At 71.4% G+C, this 22247-nt stretch carries 12 protein-coding genes and 2 pseudogenes; 7 read left to right on the forward strand and 7 right to left on the reverse strand.

Annotated elements, in window-relative coordinates:
* Both ACGFH8_RS30715 and ACGFH8_RS30720 read left to right on the forward strand, forming a co-directional pair.
* Positions 1–404, forward strand: a pseudogene (locus ACGFH8_RS30715) (hypothetical protein); the annotation flags it as partial.
* A 1-nt stretch (position 405) separates the two neighbouring features.
* Positions 406–1110, forward strand: a complete 705-nt coding sequence (locus ACGFH8_RS30720; RefSeq protein ID WP_393373985.1) for a class F sortase — start codon at positions 406–408, stop codon at positions 1108–1110.
* A gap of 74 nt (positions 1111–1184) precedes the next feature.
* Here ACGFH8_RS30720 and ACGFH8_RS30725 read toward each other — a convergent pair whose 3' ends face one another.
* Positions 1185–6266 carry an NAD-glutamate dehydrogenase gene (locus ACGFH8_RS30725; RefSeq protein ID WP_393373988.1) on the reverse strand — a complete coding sequence of 1694 codons (5082 nt, stop codon included), beginning with the start codon at positions 6264–6266 and terminating at the stop codon, positions 1185–1187.
* Positions 6267–6555: 289 nt separating this feature from the next.
* Here ACGFH8_RS30725 and ACGFH8_RS30730 point away from each other — a divergent pair, with 289 nt between their 5' ends.
* Positions 6556–8517 carry a penicillin-binding transpeptidase domain-containing protein gene (locus tag ACGFH8_RS30730; protein WP_393373991.1) on the forward strand — a complete coding sequence of 654 codons (1962 nt, stop codon included), beginning with the start codon at positions 6556–6558 and terminating at the stop codon, positions 8515–8517.
* Positions 8518–9084: 567 nt separating this feature from the next.
* Here ACGFH8_RS30730 and ACGFH8_RS30735 read toward each other — a convergent pair.
* The 6 genes and pseudogenes from ACGFH8_RS30735 to ACGFH8_RS30760 all read right to left on the reverse strand — a co-directional run.
* Positions 9085–10113 (reverse strand): annotated as a pseudogene (locus ACGFH8_RS30735) (arginase family protein); the annotation flags it as partial.
* A gap of 66 nt (positions 10114–10179) precedes the next feature.
* Positions 10180–11103, reverse strand: a complete 924-nt coding sequence (locus tag ACGFH8_RS30740) for a tetratricopeptide repeat protein (RefSeq protein WP_393373994.1) — start codon at positions 11101–11103, stop codon at positions 10180–10182.
* A gap of 198 nt (positions 11104–11301) precedes the next feature.
* The gene (locus ACGFH8_RS30745) at positions 11302–12990 is read right to left on the reverse strand and encodes a methylmalonyl-CoA mutase (RefSeq protein WP_393373996.1); all 1689 of its coding nucleotides are present in this window, start codon (positions 12988–12990) and stop codon (positions 11302–11304) included.
* A 111-nt stretch (positions 12991–13101) separates the two neighbouring features.
* Positions 13102–13503 carry an Asp23/Gls24 family envelope stress response protein gene (locus ACGFH8_RS30750; protein ID WP_393373999.1) on the reverse strand — a complete coding sequence of 134 codons (402 nt, stop codon included), beginning with the start codon at positions 13501–13503 and terminating at the stop codon, positions 13102–13104.
* Between the two features lie 114 nt (positions 13504–13617).
* Positions 13618–14553 (reverse strand): methylmalonyl Co-A mutase-associated GTPase MeaB, encoded by a 936-nt coding sequence (gene meaB / locus ACGFH8_RS30755; RefSeq protein WP_393374049.1) that lies wholly within the window; start codon positions 14551–14553, stop codon positions 13618–13620.
* A gap of 124 nt (positions 14554–14677) precedes the next feature.
* Entirely contained in the window at positions 14678–15877 is a 1200-nt protein-coding gene (locus ACGFH8_RS30760; protein WP_393374001.1) for an acetyl-CoA C-acetyltransferase, read from the reverse strand.
* 61 nt (positions 15878–15938) lie between these two features.
* Here ACGFH8_RS30760 and mce point away from each other — a divergent pair, with 61 nt between their 5' ends.
* From mce to ACGFH8_RS30780, 4 genes are all read left to right on the forward strand, one after another.
* Positions 15939–16415 (forward strand): methylmalonyl-CoA epimerase, encoded by a 477-nt coding sequence (gene mce / locus ACGFH8_RS30765; protein WP_393374003.1) that lies wholly within the window; start codon positions 15939–15941, stop codon positions 16413–16415.
* A 416-nt stretch (positions 16416–16831) separates the two neighbouring features.
* Entirely contained in the window at positions 16832–18187 is a 1356-nt protein-coding gene (gene ccrA, locus ACGFH8_RS30770; RefSeq protein ID WP_393374052.1) for a crotonyl-CoA carboxylase/reductase, read from the forward strand.
* A 297-nt stretch (positions 18188–18484) separates the two neighbouring features.
* Positions 18485–19744 (forward strand): DivIVA domain-containing protein, encoded by a 1260-nt coding sequence (locus ACGFH8_RS30775; protein WP_393374005.1) that lies wholly within the window; start codon positions 18485–18487, stop codon positions 19742–19744.
* 177 nt (positions 19745–19921) lie between these two features.
* Complete coding sequence (locus ACGFH8_RS30780) at positions 19922–22090, forward strand: hypothetical protein (RefSeq protein ID WP_393374008.1); 2169 nt, start codon at positions 19922–19924, stop codon at positions 22088–22090.
* Positions 22091–22247 lie beyond the last annotated feature (157 nt).

The raw sequence follows: 22247 nt of genomic DNA on the forward strand, positions 1-22247 counted from the left end.
ACGAGCACGGCTCCGACAAGAGCTGGGACTCCAAGGACGAGGACAAGTACGGCTCGGACAAGGGCTGGGAGTCCAAGGACGAGCACGGCTCCGACAAGGGCCGGGACTCCAAGGACGAGCACGGCTCGGACGAGGACAGCTGGGAGAAGGAGCGCGAGTTCGTCTACTACGGCGACGCCAAGGTCGACAAGGACGCCAAGCCGGGTCGCTACGAGCTCAAGGGCTCGTGCGGCGAAGGCGAGCTGGTCGTGCTGCCGCACGGCGGTGTCGACGGTGGTGACGGTGGCGCCAGCACCGGTGCCGACCGTGGCCTGGCCACCGGCGGGGCGGGCCTGCTCGGCGCTGCCGCGCTCGGCGGGATCGTGCTGATGCGTCGTCGGCGGACCGATGGTTCGCTCGTCTGACGTGACGACGACACGGGCCGGCGGCCGTCACGGGAAACCGTGGCGTGCCGCCGGCGCGGCCGTCGTCGTCACCATGGCCATGATCGGAGCCGGCATGATCGGCTTCGCCCTGAAGACCACGCCCCCGGCCCGACCACCGCAGCCGCTGGCCCAGGCCGGTCCCGAGGTGAGCGGGCCGACCGACACCGCCACCGCCGTCCCGCCTGTGGACGGGCAGCCGGTCGGCCAGGGGGACGTGCCGACCGGGTTGGCGCGCTCCGCCCCGACAAGCATCGAGATCCCCCGGATCGGCGTCGACGCGACGGTCCTGTCACTCGGCACCAACCCGGACGGCACCGTCCAGGTCCCCCCGTTGGAGCAGGCCGACCAGGCTGGGTGGTACGAGCCGGGCGCGAGCCCCGGCGAGACGGGTAACGCGGTGATCGTCGGGCACGTGGACTCGGCGAAGCTCGGCCCAGCCGTCTTCTTCGACCTCGGCTCCCTCGTGCCCGGTGACACGATCACGGTGCGGCGGGCGGACGGCCAGCCGGCCACGTTCCAGGTCGAGTCGGTGAAGTCGTACCCGAAGACAGCCTTCCCCACCGAGTTGGTGTACGGGCCCAGCGACCGGCCCGGTCTGCGGGTGGTCACCTGCGGTGGTCAGTTCGACGAGGCCGCCAAGAGCTACCCGGACAACATCGTCGCCTTCGCCACCCTGGTGGTCTGACCGCCGACGAAACGAAACGCGGTCCGGCCGGTCGGGGTGACCCGACCGGCCGGACCGCGTCCGGCGTGACTGACTCAGGCGGCCGCGGAGGTCCGCACCAGGGTGCGGATCTGGCGCAGCAGCACCGACAGGGCGGCGAGATCCGCCCGCGACTCGTCGAACTCCCCCATCGCCCGGCGGGCGCGGTGGATCGATGTCGCGTTCGACTGCTCCCACTGCTGCACCCGCTCGTGCGGCGGCAGGTTCTCCGGGGTGGAGTCGAACACCTCCGCGGTGAGCGCGGCCAGCGCGGCGTACAGGTCGTAGCGCAACGCCATCCGGGCCAACGTCTGCCAGCGGTCCTCGCGAGGCAGCAGGGAGATCTTCGACAGCAGCGAGTCCACCCGGAACAGGTCGGACAGCACGAAGTAGACCGAGGCCACCTCGCTGACGTCCCGACCGCTGGCGTTCGCCGTCTCCACCACGTCCATCAGACCGAAGCTGTACATCAGCCGGGTCGCGCGTTCCGCCAGCTCGCGGGGCAGCCCACGCTCGGTCATCGAGTCCATGTGCGCGGCGATGCCCTGCCGCTCGTTGCCGTAGAACAGCTCTTCCAGCCCCGGCAGCAGCCGGGTGACGCCGTCGCGCAGCCGGGCGATCTCGGCCGGCACGTCGATCGGCGAGCGCCGGTTGGACACCAGCCACCGCACGGCCCGGTCGAGCAGCCGACGGGTGTCCAGGTAGACACTTGTCTGCAACTCCGGTGCGACCTTGTTGTCCAGCGCCTCGACCGCGTCCCACAGGTCGCGCAGGCCGAACACCTCGCTGACCACCACGTACGCCCGGATCACGTCCGCCGCGCTGGCCGCCGTCTCCTCGACCACCCGGAAGATGAACGAGATGCCGCCCCGGTTGATCGCCTCGTTGACGAGCACCGTGGTGACGATGTCCCGGCGCAGCCGGTGCCTGCCCATCCGGTCGGCGAACCGCTCACGCATCGGCGTCGGGAAGTAGTTGACCAGGACCTCGGTCGTCCACTCCTCGTCCGCCAGACCCTCGGTGAGGATCTCCCGTTCCAGGACGATCTTCACGTACGCGAGCAACACCGCGAACTCCGGCGCGGTCAGCCCGGACTCGCTGCGGACCGCCAACTCCTCGTCCGGCGGCAGTGCTTCCAGCGCCCGGTCCAACGCTCCGGACCGCTCCAGCTCGTTGATCATCCGGCGGTGCACCGGAAGCAGCGAGGCGGCCTGCGCCTGGGCGTTGTTGATCGCCCGAGCCTGGTCGTAGTTGTCCCGCAGCACCAGCTCCGCGACCTCGTCGGTCATCCCGGCCAGCAGCTCGTCACGCTCGGCCGTGGTCAACTCGCCGTCGGCCACCGCCGTGTTCAGCAGGATCTTGATGTTCACCTCGTGGTCGGAGGTGTCCACGCCGGCCGCGTTGTCGATGAAGTCGGAGAAGATCCGACCGCCGGTCAACGCGTACTCGATCCGGCCGAGCTGGGTCCAGCCCAGGTTGCCGCCCTCGCCCGCGACCCGGCACCGCAGGCTGCGCCCGTCCACCCGGATCGCGTCGTTGGACTTGTCGCCCACCTCGGCGTTCGTCTGCGTGGACGCCTTGACGTAGGTGCCGATGCCGCCGTTCCAGAACAGGTCCACCGGAGCGGTGACGATCGCCTTCATCAGCTCCTGCGGCGACAGCTGCGTGACGTCGCCGTCCAGGCCGATCGCCGCCCGGACCTGCGGCGTGATCGGGATGGACTTCGCGGTACGCGGGAAGATGCCGCCCCCTGCCGAGATCAGCTCCGGGTTGTAGTCCTCCCACGAGGACCGGGGCAGGTCGAACAACCGCCGCCGCTCGGTGTACGAGGTGGCCGCGTCCGGCTCCGGGTCCAGGAAGATGTGCCGGTGGTCGAAGGCGGCCACCAGCCGGATGTGCTCGGACAGCAGCATCCCGTTGCCGAACACGTCGCCGGACATGTCACCGACGCCGACCACCGTGAAGTCCTGGGTCTGGGTGTCCAGGCCCAACTCGCGGAAGTGCCGCTTCACCGACTCCCAGGCGCCCCGGGCGGTGATGCCCATCCTCTTGTGGTCGTAGCCGGCCGAGCCGCCGGAGGCGAACGCGTCGCCCAGCCAGAAGTTGTGCGCCGTGGAGATCTCGTTGGCGATGTCGGAGAACGTCGCGGTGCCCTTGTCCGCCGCGACCACCAGGTACGGGTCGTCGCCGTCGTGCCGCACCACGTCCTCGGGCGGCACGATCTGCCCGCTGACGATGTTGTCGGTGACGTCGAGCATCGCGCCGACGAACTCCTGGTAGCAGGCGACCGCCTCGTCCCGGTCACCCGGCTTCTGCTTCAGCACGAAGCCGCCCTTGGCACCCACCGGCACGATCACGGTGTTCTTCACCATCTGCGCCTTGACCAGGCCCAGCACCTCGGTCCGGAAGTCCTCCCGACGGTCGGACCAGCGCAACCCACCCCGGGCCACCGGCCCGAACCGCAGGTGCACGCCCTCGAACCGCGGCGAGTAGACGAAGATCTCGAACTTCGGGCGCGGCGCCGGCAGGTCCGGGATGGCCTGCGGGTCGAGCTTGAACGCCACGTACGCCTTCGGCCGCCCGTCGGAACGCTTCTGGTAGAAGCTGGTCCGCAGGGTCGCCTCGATCAGCGTCAGGTACGAGCGCAGGATCCGGTCCTGGTCGAGGCTGGCCACGTCGTCCAGCCCGGCCCGGATCATCTCCACCAGCTCGCCGCTGCGCTGCTGCCGCTGCTCGGTGGTCTGCCCACCCGGCGCGAACCGGGTCTCGAAGAGATCCACGAGCAACGCGGCGAGCTTCGGGTACGCGATGAACGTCTGCTCCATGTAGTCCTGGGAGAAGACCGTGCCGGCCTGCCGCAGGTACTTCGCGTACGCCCGCAGCACCACCACCTGCCGCCAGGTGAGCCCGCCGCGCAGCACCAGCTCGTTGAACCGGTCCACCTCGGCCTCACCGCGCCAGGCCGCCGCGAAGGCGTTCTCCACGTGCGGACGTACCTCGGCCAGCTCGTGGTGCCCCTCGGGCAGCATCAGGCCGAAGTCGTACAGGTAGACCCGCCCGTCGATCCGGTCCACCTCGTACGGGTGCTCGTCGACCACGCGCACACCGAGGGAGTGCAGCACCGGCAGCACGGCGGAGAGCATCATCGGTTCGCCGTACCGGTAGACCTTGAACCGGACGTCCATCGCCTCGGCCAGGTCCGCGCCGGGCACCCGGGTGCCGGGGCGGGGTGCGAGCTGCTTGCGGAACAGGTGCATCTCCAGCTGGCCGGGCTCCTCCAGCAGCTCCAGCTTCGCCAGGTCCTTCATCGCCTCGTACGGCGTGTGCCCGTCCTTGTAGCCCTCCGGGAACGCGTCGGCGTACCTGGTGAACAGGTGCTTGGCCTGCTCGTCGCCGAGCTTGCGCTCCAGCACCAGCCGGTAGTCGTCGTCCCAGAGTCGGGTCGCGTCGGCCAGCTCCTCGGCCAACAGGTCGGCGTCGATCTCGCCGGGCGGCCGGGTCGGGTCGGTACGCACGATGAAGTGCACCCGGGCCAGCATCGACTCGGTGACGCGCGTGGTGTAGTCCACCCCGACACCGTTCAGCTCCCGCAGCAGGATGTCCTGCATGCGCAGCCGGTTCTGGGTGGTGAACCGGTCCCGGGGAAGGTAGATCAGGCAGGAGATGAACCGCCCGTACGCGTCCCGGCGCAGGAAGACCCGCAGCTGCCGACGACCGGCCATCCGCAGCACGCCGATCACCGCGTGGTAGAGGTCGTCGGTCTTGATCTGGAACAGCTCGTCGCGGGGGTAGGTCTCCAGGATCTGGATCAGATCCTTACCCGAGTGACTGCGTCGACTCAGGCCGGACCGGTCCAGCACCTCGGCCACCTTGCGGCGCACCACCGGCAGCTCCCGGACGCTGGTCCGGTACGCGGCGGTGGAGAACAGGCCGAGGAAGCGCCGCTCGCCGATCACCTCGCCGGCCTCGTTGAAGATCTTGAAGCCGATGTAGTCCAGGTACGCCGAGCGGTGCACGGTGGCCCGCGAGTTGGCCTTGGTGATGATCAGCAGGCGCTTCTCCAGCACCTTCTCGTGCGCCTCGGGCGTCATCGACGCCAGCGGCCGGGCCTCCGGCGCGTCGGAGCGCAGGATGCCCAGACCGGTGCCGAGCACTGCCTCCAACGCCTTGCCGTCGACCTCGTCGCCGGCATCGCCGCTCGCGGCGTCCACCAACCGGTACTCGCGGTAGCCGAGGAATGTGAAGTGGTCGTGGGCCAGCCACCGCAGCAGCTCCACCGAGTCGGTGATGTCCTTCTCCGGCACCGGTGGCCGGTTCTCGGCGGTGCGCGCGGAGGCCAGCTCGTCGGCGAGCGCGAGGGAACGCTGACGCATCTTGGGCCAGTCCTCCACCGCCTCCCGCACGTCGGTGAGCACCCGCTGCAACTCGCGGCGCAGCCGCTCCCGCTCGGCCGCGTCCCGGACCGGGTCGATCTCGATCCGCATCCAGCTCTCGATGATGTCGCCGGCGATCGCGTCGTCCGGCTCCACGTCCGCGGAGACCTCGGTGAGGCGGCCCAACGGCTCACGCCGGACCACCACCAGTGGGTGCACCAGCAGGTGCACGTCCAGGTGGTACGAGTTGAGCAGCGCGGTCACCGAGTCGACGAGGAACGGCATGTCGTCGGTGACGATCTCGACGACCGTGTGGTGCTGGTCGGCGTGCGGCTCGTGGATCCGCAGCTTCAACTCGCCTGGCACCCGCTGTTGGGCGAGGTCCCGGTGCGCCCGGGCCGCGTCGAGCATTTCCTCCGCCGTGAAGCCGACCAGCTCCTCGTCCGGTGCGAACCGCCAGAAACGGCCGACGAGTGTCGCCGCGTCGTGGTCGTCCCCCGCGAGCGCGACGGCCTGGGCCACCAGGCGCTCCGCGTTGGGAACGGGTTCGTCGAGCTCGGCGTCCTCCACGTCGTCGGCCAATGCCTCGGTCGGCAGGCCCAGATCGTAGATGGTGTCGATGCTCGACCCGGTCAGCCCGGTGACTCCCGTGTCGAGCCGGCCGTAGCCGTCCCCGTCGGTAGCCGAATCGAAGCTGTCGTCGTCCCGGCCGGAGTCATCCTGCCGGAGGTCGGGTTCCGGTTTGATCGCCGGACGCCGGTCCATCGGTGCCACTCCCCTCGACCCACCGCGTTGTGGGTCACTCTGCCGCTCAGCCTAGGCCCTGCCGTTGTGCGCCTTCGTCGGCGGACCACTGGCCAGACGTCCGGATCGGGACTTTGTCCTTTCACCCGTTGCGGGTCCGAGGTTGGCCGGCTGCGGGATACCCCGCCACGCGATGTTCATCACACCGGTCCGGCCCGTCTTTGAGCGCGCCCACCGCCGTGGGGGACGTTGGGGACGGCGTCGGCGTACTACCGTGCGAAGGCGCTCCGAGATCGGAAGGACCAGCTTCATGCCCTCGTCGTACCCCCGGCCCCACCGGCCGAACCCCGTCCGCCGCGTGGTCGCCGCCCTCACCGCGGCGGTGCTCATGGCGGGCGTTCTGGCTGGCTGCTCGGATGACGACGGGCCGGACAGCACCCTCGACGCCTTCCTCGCCGGTTGGCGCAGCGGCGATCTCCGGGCGGTCGGTCTGATCGACCCGACCGGCAACAAGCTGGCCTCGGCCGAGGTGAGCCGCGCGATCAAGGAGCTCTCCGGCGAGCTGGCGGCGACCCCGCCCACGCTGACGCGGCGCGGTGAGCCGAAGGTCCAGGCGGACATCGCCACCACAACCGTCCAGGTGGAGTGGAACCTGCCCGGTCAGACCCGCTGGACGTACGACCGGGAGGTGCGACTCTCCCGCGCCGGCGACCAGTGGCAGGTGATCTGGGATCCGAAGGTGGTGCACGAGGGGCTCACCGAGGGTGACCGGTTGGCGTTGCGCCGCGACGCCAGCACCCGGGCCGGGGTGCTGGACGCCGCCGGGCAACCGATCGTGACCCCCCGGCCGGTGGTGCGGGTCGGCGTGCAGCCCGACGGGGTCACCGACATCAAGAAGCTCGTCAAGGATCTCGACGCGGCGTTCAAGGCGATCCGCCCAGCCCTGGTCCCGGCGGTCGACCTGACCGACCTGCCCGAGCGCGTGGCCAAGGCCGACCCGGGAGCCTTCGTCGAGGTGGTGTCGCTCCGCGAGGAGGCGTACCGACAGATCAAGCCCCGGATCTACGACCTGCCCGGCACCAAGTTCACCAATGACAAGATCGACCTGGCGCCGACCCGGGAGTTCGCCCGGGCACTGCTCGGCACCGTCGACGCGGCGCAGGCCGACGACCTCGCCGCGCACCCGGACCGGTACGTCGTCGGCGACCTGGTCGGTCACGGTGGGCTGCAGGGCCGCTACGACGAACGACTGCGCGGCGGCCCCGGGCTGACCGTGGTGGTCGAGCGTCCCGCCGAGGGCGGCAAACTGGAACCCACCGGCACCGAGCTGTTCCGCCGAGAGCCGCAGCCCGGCCAGGCGCTGAAGACCACGCTGGACGTCGCCGTCCAGAACGCGGCCGACGGGGCCCTGCGCGCCGAGCCACGGCGGTCGGCGCTGGTGGCGCTGCGGATCAGTGACGGCGCGGTGCTCGGCGCGGCGAACGGCCCCGGCCCGGCCGGGGAAAACCTGGCCTTCGACGCCCAGGTGCCGCCCGGCTCCACGTTCAAGATGGTCAGCACGCTGGGCTTCCTGGACCGCGGCGCGGTCACGCTGGACGGGCCGGTGGCCTGCCCGAAGACCTTCACCGTGGACGGTCGGTCCTTCAAGAACTCCGACAACTTCGAGCTCGGTTCGGTGCCGTTCCGCACCGACTTCGCCAAGTCCTGCAACACGGCGTTCGCCTCGCTGGCGCCGAAGCTCGGCGGTGACGGGCTTGCCGCCGCCGGCCGCTCGTTGGGCCTGGAAGGTCAATGGGACCTCGGCACGGACGCCTTCGCCGGCAAGGTGTCCACGGGCGGCAGCCCGGCCGAGCAGGCGGCGGCATCGTTCGGGCAGGGCACCACGCTGGTCAGCCCGCTGGCCATGGCCGGTGCCACCGCGGCGGTCGCCCGAGGCCGCTTCGAGCAGCCGAAACTGCTCCTCGACCCGGCGCCGGCCAAACCGGCCCCGCCGGGCGAGCAACTCAAGCCGGAATCGGTCGCGGCACTGCGGGCGATGATGCGCGAGGTGGTCACCACCGGCACCGGCAGCGCGCTGAAGGACGTGCCGGGCGAGGTCTACGGCAAGACCGGCACCGCGGAGTACGACGACAACCCCGCACACACCCACGCCTGGTTCGTCGGCTGGCGGGGCGACGTGGCGTTCGCCGTCTTCGTGGAGAAGGGTGGCGCCAGCACGGCGTCGGCCGTCCCGATCGCCGAGCGTTTCCTCCGCGCCCTCCCGACCTCCTGACACCTTCGCCGCTCAGGCGCGCCCGCACTGATCAGCGCGCCCAGCGCGGAGTTGCGCGCCAACCACCCACGCGGCGACTCCACGGGCGGGCGCTCGGCGACGACGAGCTGACCGCCCACCCCGGCCGACAAGCCCGCCCACGCGGCGGGTGGGTCAGGCGGTGTCGGCTTTGCGGTGATCGGGGGTGTTTTCGGCCGGTGAGGAGGGCCGGCGGAGCAGGCCTGGGCCGGCCGATGCGGGCGGGCCGACCGGCTCCCGCTCGGCCGTAACCGGAGTGCGGGCCGCGCCCTCGGCAGAGTCACCGCCGAATCGGCCGACGGCAGCCACCGCACCATCGGAGCGCTCGATGTCGGCCCTATCGTCGGCGACGCCGCCCGCGTCGGAGGACCCCGCCGCGGTGAGCGGCGTGGCCTCGACGGCCGAGTCCCACGCGGGGGCATCGGCGAAGGACGCCGCGCCGCCGATCACGCCGTCCAACCCACCAACCCGCTCCACACGGTCCAACCCACCAACCCGCTCCACACGGTCCAACCCACCAACCCGCTCCACACGGTCCAACCCACCAACCCGCTCGGCACGGTCCAACCCACCAACCCGCTCGGTGGTGGTCGGGGTCCGGCCGTCACCACGCCGGGGGCCGGGGGTCGGCCGGGACGACAGCAGTCGGGGCGGCACCGCTTCCGGGGCGGTGACCGGGGCCAGGCCGGCGACGACGGTGTTGACGATCTCGGCCGCGTACGAGCCGTCGGGGTCGTAGTCGGGGTCGAAGACGGTCAGCTCCACGCCGAGGCAGTGCGGGGTGTCGACCAGGCCGGCGAGCAGGATCTCCAGCTCGGCGAAGGCGATCCCACCGGGGTCGGGGGCGTCGACGGCGGGCATCACCGCGGGGTCGAGCACGTCCACGTCGATGTGCACCCAGTAGCCCGCGCAGTCGGCGAGTTGCTCGTGCGCCCACTGGGCTGTCCGGGCGGCGCCTTCGGCGCGCAGCGCCGGCACCGGCCGGGTCGTGATCCCGGCGGCCTGCAGGTCGAGCCGGTACTCGTCCTGGGCCCGGATGCCGAGCACCACCACGTCGATGTCGCGGAAGTAGGGTCGGCGACCCTCGATCGCGGCCAGGTCGGCCTGGCCGCGCCCGGTGACGAGGGCCAGGTCCTCCCCGGCGGCCGCCCCGACGTAGGAGGCGTTGCCGGGGTGTCGGAAGTCGGAGTGTCCGTCGACGAAGACCAGCCCGATCCGCCCACCGACGGCCTCGCCGAGGCGGTGCATGGCCAGCGCCGAGCCGAGCAGCACGGAGCAGTCGCCGCCCAGCACCACCGGGAACTCGCCCCGGTCGATGATCGAACCGATCCGTTCGGCGAGGGCCAGCGAGTAGTCGGCGATCTCCCGGGCGTGACACACCCCGTCGCCGGGCCGCCAGTCGCCCGGGTCGTAGCGGGCCGGGGTGACGCAGCCGGCGTCGCGGGCGCGGAGCCGGGCCAGCAGTTCGTGGTCGCGCAGTGCGCCGGGCGCCTTGGCGCAACCGGGGACCGACGTGGTCGTCGGCGGCCGCAGACCGAGATTTGTCGGCGCGTCGAGGACGGCGATCCGGCGCATCATGAGCTCCCGTCCTCGTTGGTCGGGCGGGCCGGCCGGAACGCCGGCCCGCGCTGGCGTGCTACGAACTCAGAACAGGGCGCTGGCCAGTGCCCGGCGTGCCGAGGCGACGGCCGGATCGTCCGGGCCGGCGATGGAGAAGAGCGAGACCAGGTGCTGGCGGGCGGTTTCCCGGTCTTCTCCGGCGGTGCGCCGGACCAGACCGACGAGCCGGGCGTACGCCTGCTCGGCCAGGCCGCTGAGCACCTCGATGTCGGCGGCCAGCAGCTGCGCGGCCACGTCGTCGGGAGCGCTCTCGGCGGCGGCCAGCGCGGTGGCCGGGTCCGCGCCGGCGACCCGACGGGCCACCCCGACCTGGGCCAGCCCGGCGGTGGCCGCGGCGTCCGCCGGGGCATCGGCCAGAATCTTGCGGTACGCCTGCTCGGCGGCGTCCAGATCGCCACTCATCAGCGCGTCGTCGGCCTCGTCGAGGCGGGGGTCCTCCGGCTCGGCGACGGCCACACCGCCGGCCTTGAGCACGGCCTGGATCCACTGCCGCAGCTGGGCCTCGGGCACCACCCCGGAGAAGGCGTCGACCGGCTGACCGCCGACGACCGCGTAGACCATCGGGATGCCCTGGACGCGGAACATCTGGGCGATTCGCGGATTTTCCTGCACGTCGACCCGTGCCAGCACCCAGGTGCCGCCGCCCTCGGCGTTCAACTGCTCCAGGACCGGGGCGAACTCGTCGCTCTCCGGGAAACCGGCCGCGCCGAAGAACACGACGACCGGCATGGCCATCGACCGTTCGAGCACCTCGGACTGGATTGTCGCTTCGGTGACGTCGACGATGGCGGTGCTCCCGCCGGCGGTGGGCGCGCCGGGGGTGCCGTTGGACGGGCCGCCCTGCGGGGGCGTGCCGGGGCGGGTACCTGCTGGTGCGGGGCCACGCAGCGTGCTGAGGTCGACCGCGCCGCGGGTGAAGATCGACGAGGTGATCCGTGGGTCGCTCATGGTTACCTAGTCTCGCACGTGAGCCGCCGATCGCAGGTCACCCGCAACCCCGACGTTGCGACTCTCACGCCCCGCCCCCACCCCCCGCGATCTTGCGCATTCTGTCGCCGATACGCCACATTCATCCCTTATGGAACCGCACAAATCGCAAGATCGACGGGACGAGGGGTGAGGGGTGAGGGGTGAGGGTGTGGGGGGTTAGAAGCGGGCTGGTTCGCGGTGGGTGCCCCATTCGGCGCGGAGGGCGTCGCAGATCTCGCCGAGGGTCGCCTCGGCGCGGACGGCGTCGAGCATCGCGGGGATCATGTTCTCGTCGGTGCGGCTGGCGTCGACCATCCGGGTCACCGCCGCGCGGACCGCCGACTCGTCCCTCGCGCCCTTGCGCTCGGCCAGCACCCGGCGCTGCTCCAGCTCCACCTCGTGCGAGATGCGCAGGATCTCCAGCTCCTTGGCGACGGTACCGGTGTGGCAGTTGACCCCGACGATCTTCTTGTCGCCCTTCTCCAGAGCCTGCTGGTAGACGAAGGCCGACTCGGCGATGTGCCCGGTGAACCAGCCGTCCTCGATGCCGCGCAGGATGCCCGAGGTCATCGGGCCGATCTGGTGCGGCCCCTCCCCGCCGAGCTGCCGGATCCGGGCGAAGATCTCCTCCGCCTCGGCCTCGATCTTGTCGGTCAGCGCCTCGACGTACCAGGAGCCGCCGAGCGGGTCGGCCACGTTCACCACGCCGATCTCCTCCATCAGCACCTGCTGGGTACGCAGGGCGATCTCGGCCGACTCGTCGGTGGGCAGCGCCAGGGTCTCGTCGAGCGCGTTCGTGTGCAGCGAGTTCGTTCCGCCGAGCACCGCCGCGAGCGCCTCGACGGCGGTGCGTACGACGTTGTTGACCGGCTGCTGCGCGGTCAGCGACACCCCGGCGGTCTGCGTGTGGAACCGCAGCCAGAGGGCCTTCTCGCTGGTCGCGCCGTAGACGTCGCGCAGCCACCGGGCCCAGATCCGGCGGGCGGCGCGGAACTTGGCGATCTCCTCGAAGAAGTCGAGGTGCGAGTCGAAGAAGAAGCTCAGCCCCGGTGCGAACACGTTCACGTCCAGGCCGCGCGAGAGGCCCAGCTCGACGTACCCGAAACCGTCGGCCAGGGTGTACGCCAACTCCTGCGCGGCGGTCGAGCCGGCCTCGCGGATGTGGTAGCCGGAGACCGACAGCGGCTTGTAGCGCGGGATCTCGGCGGCGCAGTATTCCATCAGGTCGCCGATCAGGCGCAGGTGCGGCTCCGGGTCGAAGAGCCACTCCTTCTGCGCGATGTACTCCTTGAAGATGTCGGTCTGCAGCGTACCGTCCAGTGTGGACAGGTCCGCGCCCTGCCGCTCGGCGGCGACCAGGTACATGCAGAACACCGGCACGGCCGGGCCGGAGATCGTCATCGAGGTGGTGACGTCGGCCAGGTCGATGCCGTCGAAGAGCGCCTGCATGTCGGTGGCGGTGTCGATGGCGACGCCGCAGTGACCGACCTCGCCGAGCGCCTGCGGGTCGTCCGAGTCGCGGCCCATCAGCGTCGGCATGTCGAACGCGACCGAGAGGCCACCACCGCCGGCGCCGAGGATCATCTTGTAGCGCTCGTTCGTCTGCTGGGCGTTGCCGAAACCGGCGAACTGCCGGATCGTCCAGGTCCGCCCGCGGTAGCCGGTCGGATACAGACCCCGGGTGTACGGGTACTCGCCCGGCCAGCCGATCCGCTCGAAACCCGGGTACGCGCTGCCCTCGGGCGGCCCGTAGACCGGCTCGACAGGCATCCCGGAGAGCGTGGTGAAGTCAGCGTCGCGCTTGCGGGCGGCGTCGTACCGGGCCTGCCAACGCGCCCGTCCGGCGTCGATCTCGTCGGCGTCCATGAGCAGGGCTCCTCCTCGGGTCCTCGACTGCACGTCGAGTGTAGGGCCCTCACCTGAACGATCGCTAAGTCCCGCCGTACCGGCCGGTAACGTGCCCGGACCGCCGGCGCGCTAGGCGGTCGGCGCGCCCATCGCCACGTCGTCGACCCGGATGTTCACCTCGTCGACCCGCAGCCCGTACGCCTCGACCGCCTCGGTCACCCGGGCGCGCACCTGACCGGTGATCTCCGGTACCGGCTGGCCGGCGTGGATCACCAACACCAGATTGACCACCGCGGCGTCCCCGCTCACGTGGGCCGAGCAACCGCGCCGGGCATCGCCCACCTGGTCCAGCCCGACCCGGTCCAGCACGGAGTTGAAGAAGCGGGCCACGTCCCCGCCCAACTCGGCCACCCCGGGCACCGCGCGGGCGGCCGCGACGGCGATCTTCTCGATCACCTCGTCGGAGACCCGCGTCGTTCCGCCGGCCCCCGCCGACGCCGTGGTCATCTCCTGCGTCGCCTCGTGGTCCATAGCCACTCCCCTGCTCCTCGCGCCGCCGCGCCGGCACACCGCCCGGCCCCCACCGCCGTGGGGCGCTGCGAGCCTACAAGGACGGCCTGCCGCCAGGGTGTCCCCGGTGGACGGTCAACGGGCCAGTTGGGCGAGCAGCTCGTCCGCCGCCGCGTACGGGTCGATCGCGCCCTCGGCCACCCTGGCGGCGAGCGTGCTCAGCTCCGTACCGTCGCGCAGTGAGCCGATCCGGGCGCGGAGGGCGCCGAGCGCGATCGCCTCGACCTCGGCGGCGGCCCGCGCCTCCTGGCGGCGGCGCAGCTCGCCGTGCTCGACGAGCCAACCCCGGTGCTTGTCGATCGCCGCCGCGATCTCGTCGATGCCCTCGCCACGCGCGGCGACCGAGCGGACCACCTGCGGTCTCCACTGCCCCGGGCCGCGCTCACCGAGGGCGATCATGCCCTGGATGTCGCGGACGGTGGCGTCGACGCCGTCCCGGTCGGCCTTGTTGACCACGAACACGTCGGCGATCTCCAGGATGCCGGCCTTGACCGCCTGGATCGCGTCACCCATGCCGGGAGCGAGCAGCACCAGCGTGGTGTCGGCAAGCGAGGCCACCTCCACCTCGGCCTGCCCGACGCCGACGGTCTCCACCAGCACCACGTCACAACCGGCGCCCTCCAGCACCCGGACCGCCTGCGGCGTCGCCGCGGCCAACCCGCCGAGGTGACCCCGGCTGGACATGGACCGGATGTAGACGCCCGGGTCGGTGGCGTGGTCCTGCATCCGCACCCGGTCGCCGAGGATCGCTCCACCGGTGAACGGGCTGGACGGATCGACAGCCAGCACGCCGACCCGATGCCCCTGCGCCCGCAGCGCCCGGACCAGCTCGTTCGTGGTGGTCGACTTGCCCACCCCGGGCGAACCGGTCAGACCGACGACCTGGGCCTGCCCGGCGTACGGCGCCAACGCGGCGGCGATGGCCGGAAGCAGCGGGTCGCCGTTCTCCACGAGGGTGATCAGCCGGGCCACCGCGCGGGGGTCACCCGCGCGGGCCCGCTCGACGAGCATCGGTACGTCCCGAGTGCGGCGCACCGACGTGGCGCCCGCGGACGGGACGTGCTCCGCCGCGTCGCTCACCGCGCCATCTCTGTTCGCGACCGCGCGGCTCGAAGGACCGGCTCGTTCCTCGCGCTCACTGGTCCGCCGCGACCGTGTTCGGCACGTGGATGATCAGCGCGTCGCCCTGGCCACCGCCACCGCAGAGCGCCGCCGCGCCGGTGCCGCCACCGCGCCGCCGCAGCTCCAGGGCGAGGGTGAGGACGAGACGCGCGCCGGACATGCCGATCGGGTGCCCCAGCGCGATGGCGCCGCCGTTGACGTTGACCCTGTCCGGGCTGATGCCGAGGTCCCGCGTGGACTGCACGCCGACCTGCGCGAACGCCTCGTTGATCTCGATGAGGTCCAGGTCGGCGACGCTCAGCCCACCCTTCTTCAGCGCGTGGTTGATCGCGTTGGACGGCTGCGAGTGCAGGGAGTTGTCCGGGCCCGCCACGTTGCCGTGCGCGCCGATCTCGGCCAGCCAGGTCAGCCCCAGCTCGGTGGCCTTGGCCTTGCTCATCACCAGCACGGCGGCGGCGCCGTCGGAGATCGGCGACGAACTGCCGGCGGTGATGGTGCCGTCCTTGGCGAAGGCGGGGCGCAGCTTGGCCAGCGACTGGACCGTGGTGTCCGGGCGGATGCCCTCGTCCTCGCTGATCACCAGCGGGTCACCCTTGCGCTGCGGGATCACCACCGGGGCGATCTCGTCGGCGAAGTGGCCGTTCTTCTGCGCGGCGGCGGCCCGCTGGTGGCTGGCGGCGGCGAAGGCGTCCTGCTCCTCGCGGGTGATGCCGTGCCGGGCGCCGAGGCGCTCGGTCGACTCACCCATCGAGCAGCAGTCCCAGGCGTCGCTGAGCCCGTCGTGCGCCATGTGGTCCTTGACCACCACGTCGCCGTACTTGTAGCCGGTGCGCTGACCCATCAGCAGGTGCGGGGCGTTCGTCATCGACTCCATGCCGCCGGCCACCACGATGTCGAACTCGCCGGCGCGGATCAGCTGGTCGGCCAGGGCGATCGCGTCCAGGCCGGAGAGGCAGACCTTGTTGATGGTCAGCGCCGGCACGGACATCGGCACGCCGGCCTCGACCGCCGCCTGCCGCGCCGGGATCTGACCGGCGCCGGCCTGCAGGACCTGCCCCATGATCACGTACTGGACCTGGTCGGGGCTGACCCCGGCCCGCTCCAGCGCGGCCTTGATGGCGATCCCGCCGAGCTTCGTGGCCGGGAGGTCCTTGAGGTTGCCCAGCAGCCGCCCCATGGGGGTCCGCGCGCCGCTGACGATCACCGAAGCCATGCCTGCCTCCGAGGGGGTGCCGTGCTGTACGCCTTAACGATTGTTCGGCCAGACTAGCGCCATGACTGAGAACTCCTCCGCCGAGCCCGGTGCCGACTCCGTCACAGACATCGGGCTTCGCAAGATTGACCACGTCGGGATCGCGGTGGCCGACCTGGACGCCGCGATCGACTTCTACCAGCGGACGTTCGGGATGCGCTGTGTGCACGTCGAGACCAACACCGAGCAGGGCGTGCGGGAAGCGATGCTGACCGTCGGACCGACCGCCGAGGGTGGCTGCGTGCAACTGCTCGCCCCGCTCACCCCGGAGTCGACGATCGCCAAGTTCCTGGACCGCAACGGGCCGGGCGTGCAGCAGGTCGCGTACACGGTGGTGGACATCGACGCGGCCTGCGCGGCGTTGCGCGCGCGGGGGATGCGGCTGCTCTTCGACGCGCCGCGGCGCGGCACCGCGGACAGCCGGATCAACTTCGTCCACCCGAAGGACGCCGGCGGCGTCCTCGTCGAACTCGTCCAGCCCGCCCCCACCCCCCACTGACCCCCGCGCCGCACCGCGCCACGCCCGCACCGCACCACGCCCGCGCCGCCGCCACGCCCGCGCTGCCGCCCCCGCGTCGGCAGGCTCCGCGCAGCTTCGGGGATGGTGCTGCCTCCGCCGTACGTGCGGCAGCACCATCCCCGAAGTTGTCGCCTCCGCGCGGCCCGTGCGCCCTCCGAAGCCGGTGTGCGCGCACGTCAGTGCGCGGTTGGCGGGGTGGCCGGACACCTTCACGCATCGGCGGATGCAGTTTTTCACAAGGACTTCCCGCTCTAGCTACCGTTCAGTAACGTCCGGCCCCACCGGAGCGCGAGCGGGGTCGGATGTGTCGAATGCCGACATGGCGGTCGTGCCCCACCGGCGCCGACGATGGCAGCACCCGGGCCCGCGCGGGTGCGGACGAACCGGAGGTCACCGTGCAGGACATCCTCGAAGCGATCATGGCGGCGGAGGAATCGAACGATCCGGACCGCGAACTCGCCGGCGTCGCCGGGCTGCCGGTACCGGAGAGTTACCGAGGCGTGGTGGTCCGCGCCGAGGAGGCCCGGATGTTCGACGGCATGGCCACCCGGGACAAGGACCCGCGCAAGGCGTTGCACGTCCAGGAGGTGCCGACGCCGGAGCTGGCGCCGGGCGAGGCATTGGTCGCGGTCATGGCCAGCGCGATCAACTACAACACGGTGTGGACAAGCATCTTCGAGCCGCTACCCACCTTCACGTTCCTCCAGCGCTACGGCCGGGTCTCCGACCTGACCCGCCGGCACGACCTGCCGTACCACGTCGTCGGCTCGGACGCGGCCGGCGTGGTGCTGCGCACCGGTCCCGGGGTGACCCGGTGGGCACCCGGGGACGAGGTGGTCGCGCACTGCCTCTCCGTCGAGCTGGAGGACTCCGCCGGGCACGACGACACCATGTTGGACCCGCAGCAGCGGATCTGGGGCTTCGAGACCAACTTCGGTGGGCTGGCCGAGCTGGCGGTGGTCAAGGCCAACCAGCTGATGCCCAAGCCACGGCACCTGAGCTGGGAGGAGGCGGCCAGCCCCGGGCTGGTCAACTCCACCGCGTACCGGCAACTCGTCTCACACCACGGGGCCAACATGAAGCAGGGCGACGTGGTGCTGATCTGGGGCGCCTCCGGGGGCCTCGGCGGGTACGCCACCCAGATGGCGCTCAACGGCGGCGCGATCCCGGTCTGCGTCGTCTCCTCGCCGGAGAAGGCCGAGCTGTGCCGCCGGATGGGCGCGGAACTGGTCATCGACCGGGCGGCGGAGGGTTTCCGCTTCTGGAAGGACGAGGAGACCCAGGACCCGGGCGAGTGGAAGCGCCTCGGCGAGCGGATCCGCGAGCTGACCGCCGGCGAGGACCCGGACATCGTCTTCGAGCACCCGGGTCGGGAGACGTTCGGCGCCAGCGTCTACGTGGCCCGGCGCGGGGGGACGATCGTCACCTGCGCGTCCACGAGCGGCTTCCAGCACCAGTACGACAACCGCTACCTCTGGATGCACCTCAAGCGGATCGTCGGCAGCCACTTCGCCAACTACCACGAGGCGTGGCAGGCCAACCGCCTGGTGGCGCTCGGCAAGGTGCACCCGACGGTGTCCCGCACCTACTCTCTGGAGCAGACCGGTCAGGCCGCGTACGAGGTGCACCGCAACGCCCACCAGGGCAAGGTCGGCGTACGGTGCCTCGCGCCCACGGACGGTCTCGGCGTACGCGACGGGGAGCTACGGGCCCGGCACGAGGACGCGATCAACCGGTTCCGGGGGCACTGACCGGCAGCGGGGGCGCCGACCGGCCGGTCGGATGAACGCTCAGTAGCCAATGCGGTGATCGGACATTGTTCTTCCGCTCCCATTAGCCAGATACCCACCCGGATCGAACAAAGGGCCTCGGGGTAACCCCGGGGCCCTTTTCCGCGTCACGCTGCGTGGCGTCCGACCCGCCCGGGACCTGCCAAGATCGCCGATTGGTCCCGCTGCGGCGACGGTGGGAGTTGACCATGTAAAGAGGCCACGAAAGCTGCGCACCGCTCTTGCGAAGCACCCTGGGGCGTCTGCCAGTATGTCCCAATGCCCCAGCAGCAGTCCTCCCCTCTCGCGTTCTTCGATAACGCGAACTCGCAGCCAGACTTCACCGTCGGCCTGCGCGGTTACAACACCCACCAGGTCGATGACTTCCTCGGCCGGATGACCGCCGCGCTGACCCAGTCCGAGCAGGCCCGTGCCGAGGCCGAGCAGCGGATGAACGACGCCCAGCGTCGACTCCGCCAAGCCGAACAGCGCATGGGTGCGCTGGAGCAGAAGCTCACCGACACGAACAAGCAGCTCGAAGAGAACAGCCGGCCCACCCTCTCCGGCCTCGGCACCCGCGTCGAGCAGATCCTCCGGCTCGCCGAGGAGCAGGCCAACGACCACCGCAACGAGGCCAAGCGCGAGTCGGAGGGCATCCTCTCCGCCGCCCGCCTCGAGGCCCGCGAGATCACCGACAAGGCGCGTGCCGAGGCCGCGGCCATGAAGGCCAGCGCGGAACGCGAGGCGGGCAACCTGCGCACCGCCGCCGAGCGCGAGGCCGCCGAGGTCCGGGTGCAGGCCCGCCGTGAGGCCGACACGCTGCGCGCGGACGCCGACCGCGAGACCAAGCAGCTGCGTACCGTGACGGCGCACGAGGTCGCCGAGCTGAAGTCGACGGTCGAGCGGGAGGTCGCCACCCTGCGGGCCACCGCCGAGCGGGAGATCACCCAGCAGCGGGCGAAGGCCGCCCGCGAGGCTGAGGAGAAGCGCGCCGAGGCGACCAAGCTGCTGACCGACGCACGGGACAAGCGCGACAAGGACCTCCAGGCTCTGGAGCTCCAGCTGGCCGAGCGGCGGGAGAAGTCCGAGCGCGAGGAGTCCGAGCGGCACGCCGCCCAGGTCTCGCAGACCCAGAAGATGGTGAGCGAGGCCGAGCAGCGTGCTCGGGCCGCGCAGGAGCGGGCGAAGGAGATCGAGCAGCGGGCCGAGGCTCGCCGGGTCGAGTCCGAGCGCAACGCCGCCGAGACGGTCGACAAGGCCAAGGCGCACTCCGAGAAGACGCTCAACGAGGCCAAGGCCGAGTCGCAGCGCCTGCTCTCCGAGGCCCGCACCGAGGCGGAGCTGACCACGCAGGCCGCCCGCCGCGAGGTCGAGGACCTCACCCGGCAGAAGGACGCGGTCACGTCGCAGCTGGGCCAGATGCTCTCCGGTCTCGCCGGCATCGTTCCGGGGATGCCAGCGGCCGCTCCGGCGGCCAAGCCGGAGGCCAAGAAGACCGACGGCGGTCAGGAGCGGGTGCCGGCGGAGACCGCCGGCTGACGCGAGGCGTCAGGTCGGGGCATCGACGGCGCGAGGTGACACTGGGTAACCGGTGCAACCTCGCGCCGTATGCGTTTCCCAGCCGGTGGTATCCCTCGCTCGCCGCGGAGTGAAGTAGCTCGCACAAGGCGCGTCCGTATCGCCCCAGCAGGCCCTGTTGCGTGTGAGGATGGGGGCATGTCGCACGGCGAGGAACTGTTCGCTCTCGGCGGGGACGTGACGACGGAGCCCAGCTTCGAGTCCGCTCTGCGGGGGTACGAGAAGAAACAGGTTGATCGGTATGTCGCTCGTGCCGAGCACGAGATCGCGACCCTCGCCTCCGAACGGGAACAGGCGTATACACAGATCCACAAGCTCGCCGGCCAGGTCGAGGTGCTCCAGCGTGACCTGACCCAGGTGCGCAAGCAGATGAACGTGGTCGACCGGGCCTCGTTACGCCACCTCGGCCCCCTTGTCGACTCCATCGTGACGCAGGCCGAAGAGCTGGCCGAGAAGACCGTGGCCGACGCGAACGTGGAGATCGAGGCGCGCCGCGCCGCGGCCGAGCACATCATCGAGGAGGCCCGCGAGCAGGCCGCTCGGGCACTCAAGGATTTCGAGATCGCCCTCGCCGCGCGCCGCTCGGAGGAGGAGCGGCACAGCGCCGCCCGACGGGCCGAGGCCGAGGCCACGCTGCGGGCCGCCAAGGACGAGTCGGCGCAGCTGCGCAAGGCGGCGCAGGACACGCTGGCGAAGGCCCAGCAGGAGGCCACCCAGCTGCGGGACACCGCCAAGGAGATCCACGCCCGGGCCCAGCAGGAGGCGACAAAGCTGCGGGAGACGGCCCAGGAGACATTGGCCAACGCCCGGCAGGAGGCCAGCGACCTACGCGACGCCGCCAAGGAGGTGCACGCCAAGGCCCTGCAGGAGGCCAAGCGGCTCACCGACACCGCGACCGAGGCCGGCCGGGCCAGTCACGCCAAGGCGCAGCAGGAGGCGAAGCAGATCATCGACGACGCGTCGATGGCCGGGCGGGCCACCCGCGCCAAGGCGCAGCAGGAGGCGGAGCGGCTGACCACGCAGGCCGCCGAGGCGGCCAAGCGCAGCCGCGCCGAGACCGAGGCGTACGTGCAGCGGATGCGCGCCGAGACCGAGGCGTACGTGCAGCACACCCGGGCGCAGACCCAGCAGGAGCTGGGCGCGTGGCGGGCCGGTGTGGAGCAGGAGGTCAACTCGCGTCGCGAGGCGGCCGACCGGGAGTTGGCGCAGCGTCGGTCCACCGCCGAGCAGGAGTTCGCCAAGCACCGCGACGAGCTGGACAAGCAGCACGAGTCCCGCCAGCAGGAGCTGGAAACCGGGTTCGCCAGCCGTCAGCAGGAGTTGGAGACCAGCTTCACCACCCGCCGCGACGAGTTGGAAACCGAGTACACGGGGCGCAAGAACGAGCTGGAGACCGAATACTCCACCCGCAAGAACGAGATCGAGCAGGGCGCGGCCGGGGTTCGCCAGGCCGCCGAGCAGGACGCGGCGGCGCTCCGCCAGCGGTCCGAGGCCGAGGCCGCCGAGCTGCTGAGCCGGGCCGAGACCGAGGCTGGCGACAAGCGCCGCAAGGCCGACGAGCACGTCGCGGCGTCGCGTCGGCAGTTCGAGGAGTACGCGGCCACCACCCAGCAGCACCTGGCCACCACCCAGCAGCACCTGGCGGCCACGCAGCAGGAGTCGGCGGCGGGCCGGCAGCAGCTCGCCCAGGTGATGCTGGAGATCGCCCAGGCCCAGCAGCAGCTCGCCGACCTGCGGCAGGAAACCTGGAAGGCGCGGCAGGAGTCGGACGAGCTGCAGCGACAGATGGCCGAGGTGCGGTTGCAGAGCGTCGCGGGTCCGATCGACGGCCCGACCACCGGCGACGGGGTGCGCACGAGCGCGACCGACGACGGCGCGACCGTCTCCGACACGGCGACCGTCGGCGCGGGCACGTCACCCGAGTCGGACACGGCGACCGTCGGCGCGGGCACGTCACCCGAGTCGGGCACGGCGACCGTCGGCGCGGGCACGTCACCCGAGTCCGGTGCGTCCACCGGCCTCAAGACCGGGCCCGCCGACACCCGGCAGCCGGTGAATGCCGGTGCCGAGGGCACCGGGCAGTCCACGACCCGGCCGGTGGCGGAGCCGATGACCACCGTCGACGGAGGCGCGGCCAGCGCCGGGGTGGACGGGGAGCCGACCGTGGCCGCCGTTCCGGGCGTGGGCGGCCGAGACGCCAAGCCGACCAAGATCACCAGTACCGGTGAGAACGGCAAGCGGCCCAGCAAGCCGACCACCGACGAGCGCAGCGCCAAGCCCAGCAAGGTCACCATCGAGAAGGACTGACGGGTACGCCGCCAGAGCTGACGGCACCAGCGTCGAGATCTTGGACAGTTTCCGTTACGCGTTAACTGTGCTGTCCCGAGACATGTGTCAAGGTGAAGTCCCGATAGATGTGTCATGGGTTGTTGATCATGTTGTTCGGGTGAGGGTGATGTAGTCC

Source organism: Micromonospora sp. NPDC049175, assembly GCF_043197345.1.
GTDB lineage: Bacteria > Actinomycetota > Actinomycetes > Mycobacteriales > Micromonosporaceae > Micromonospora.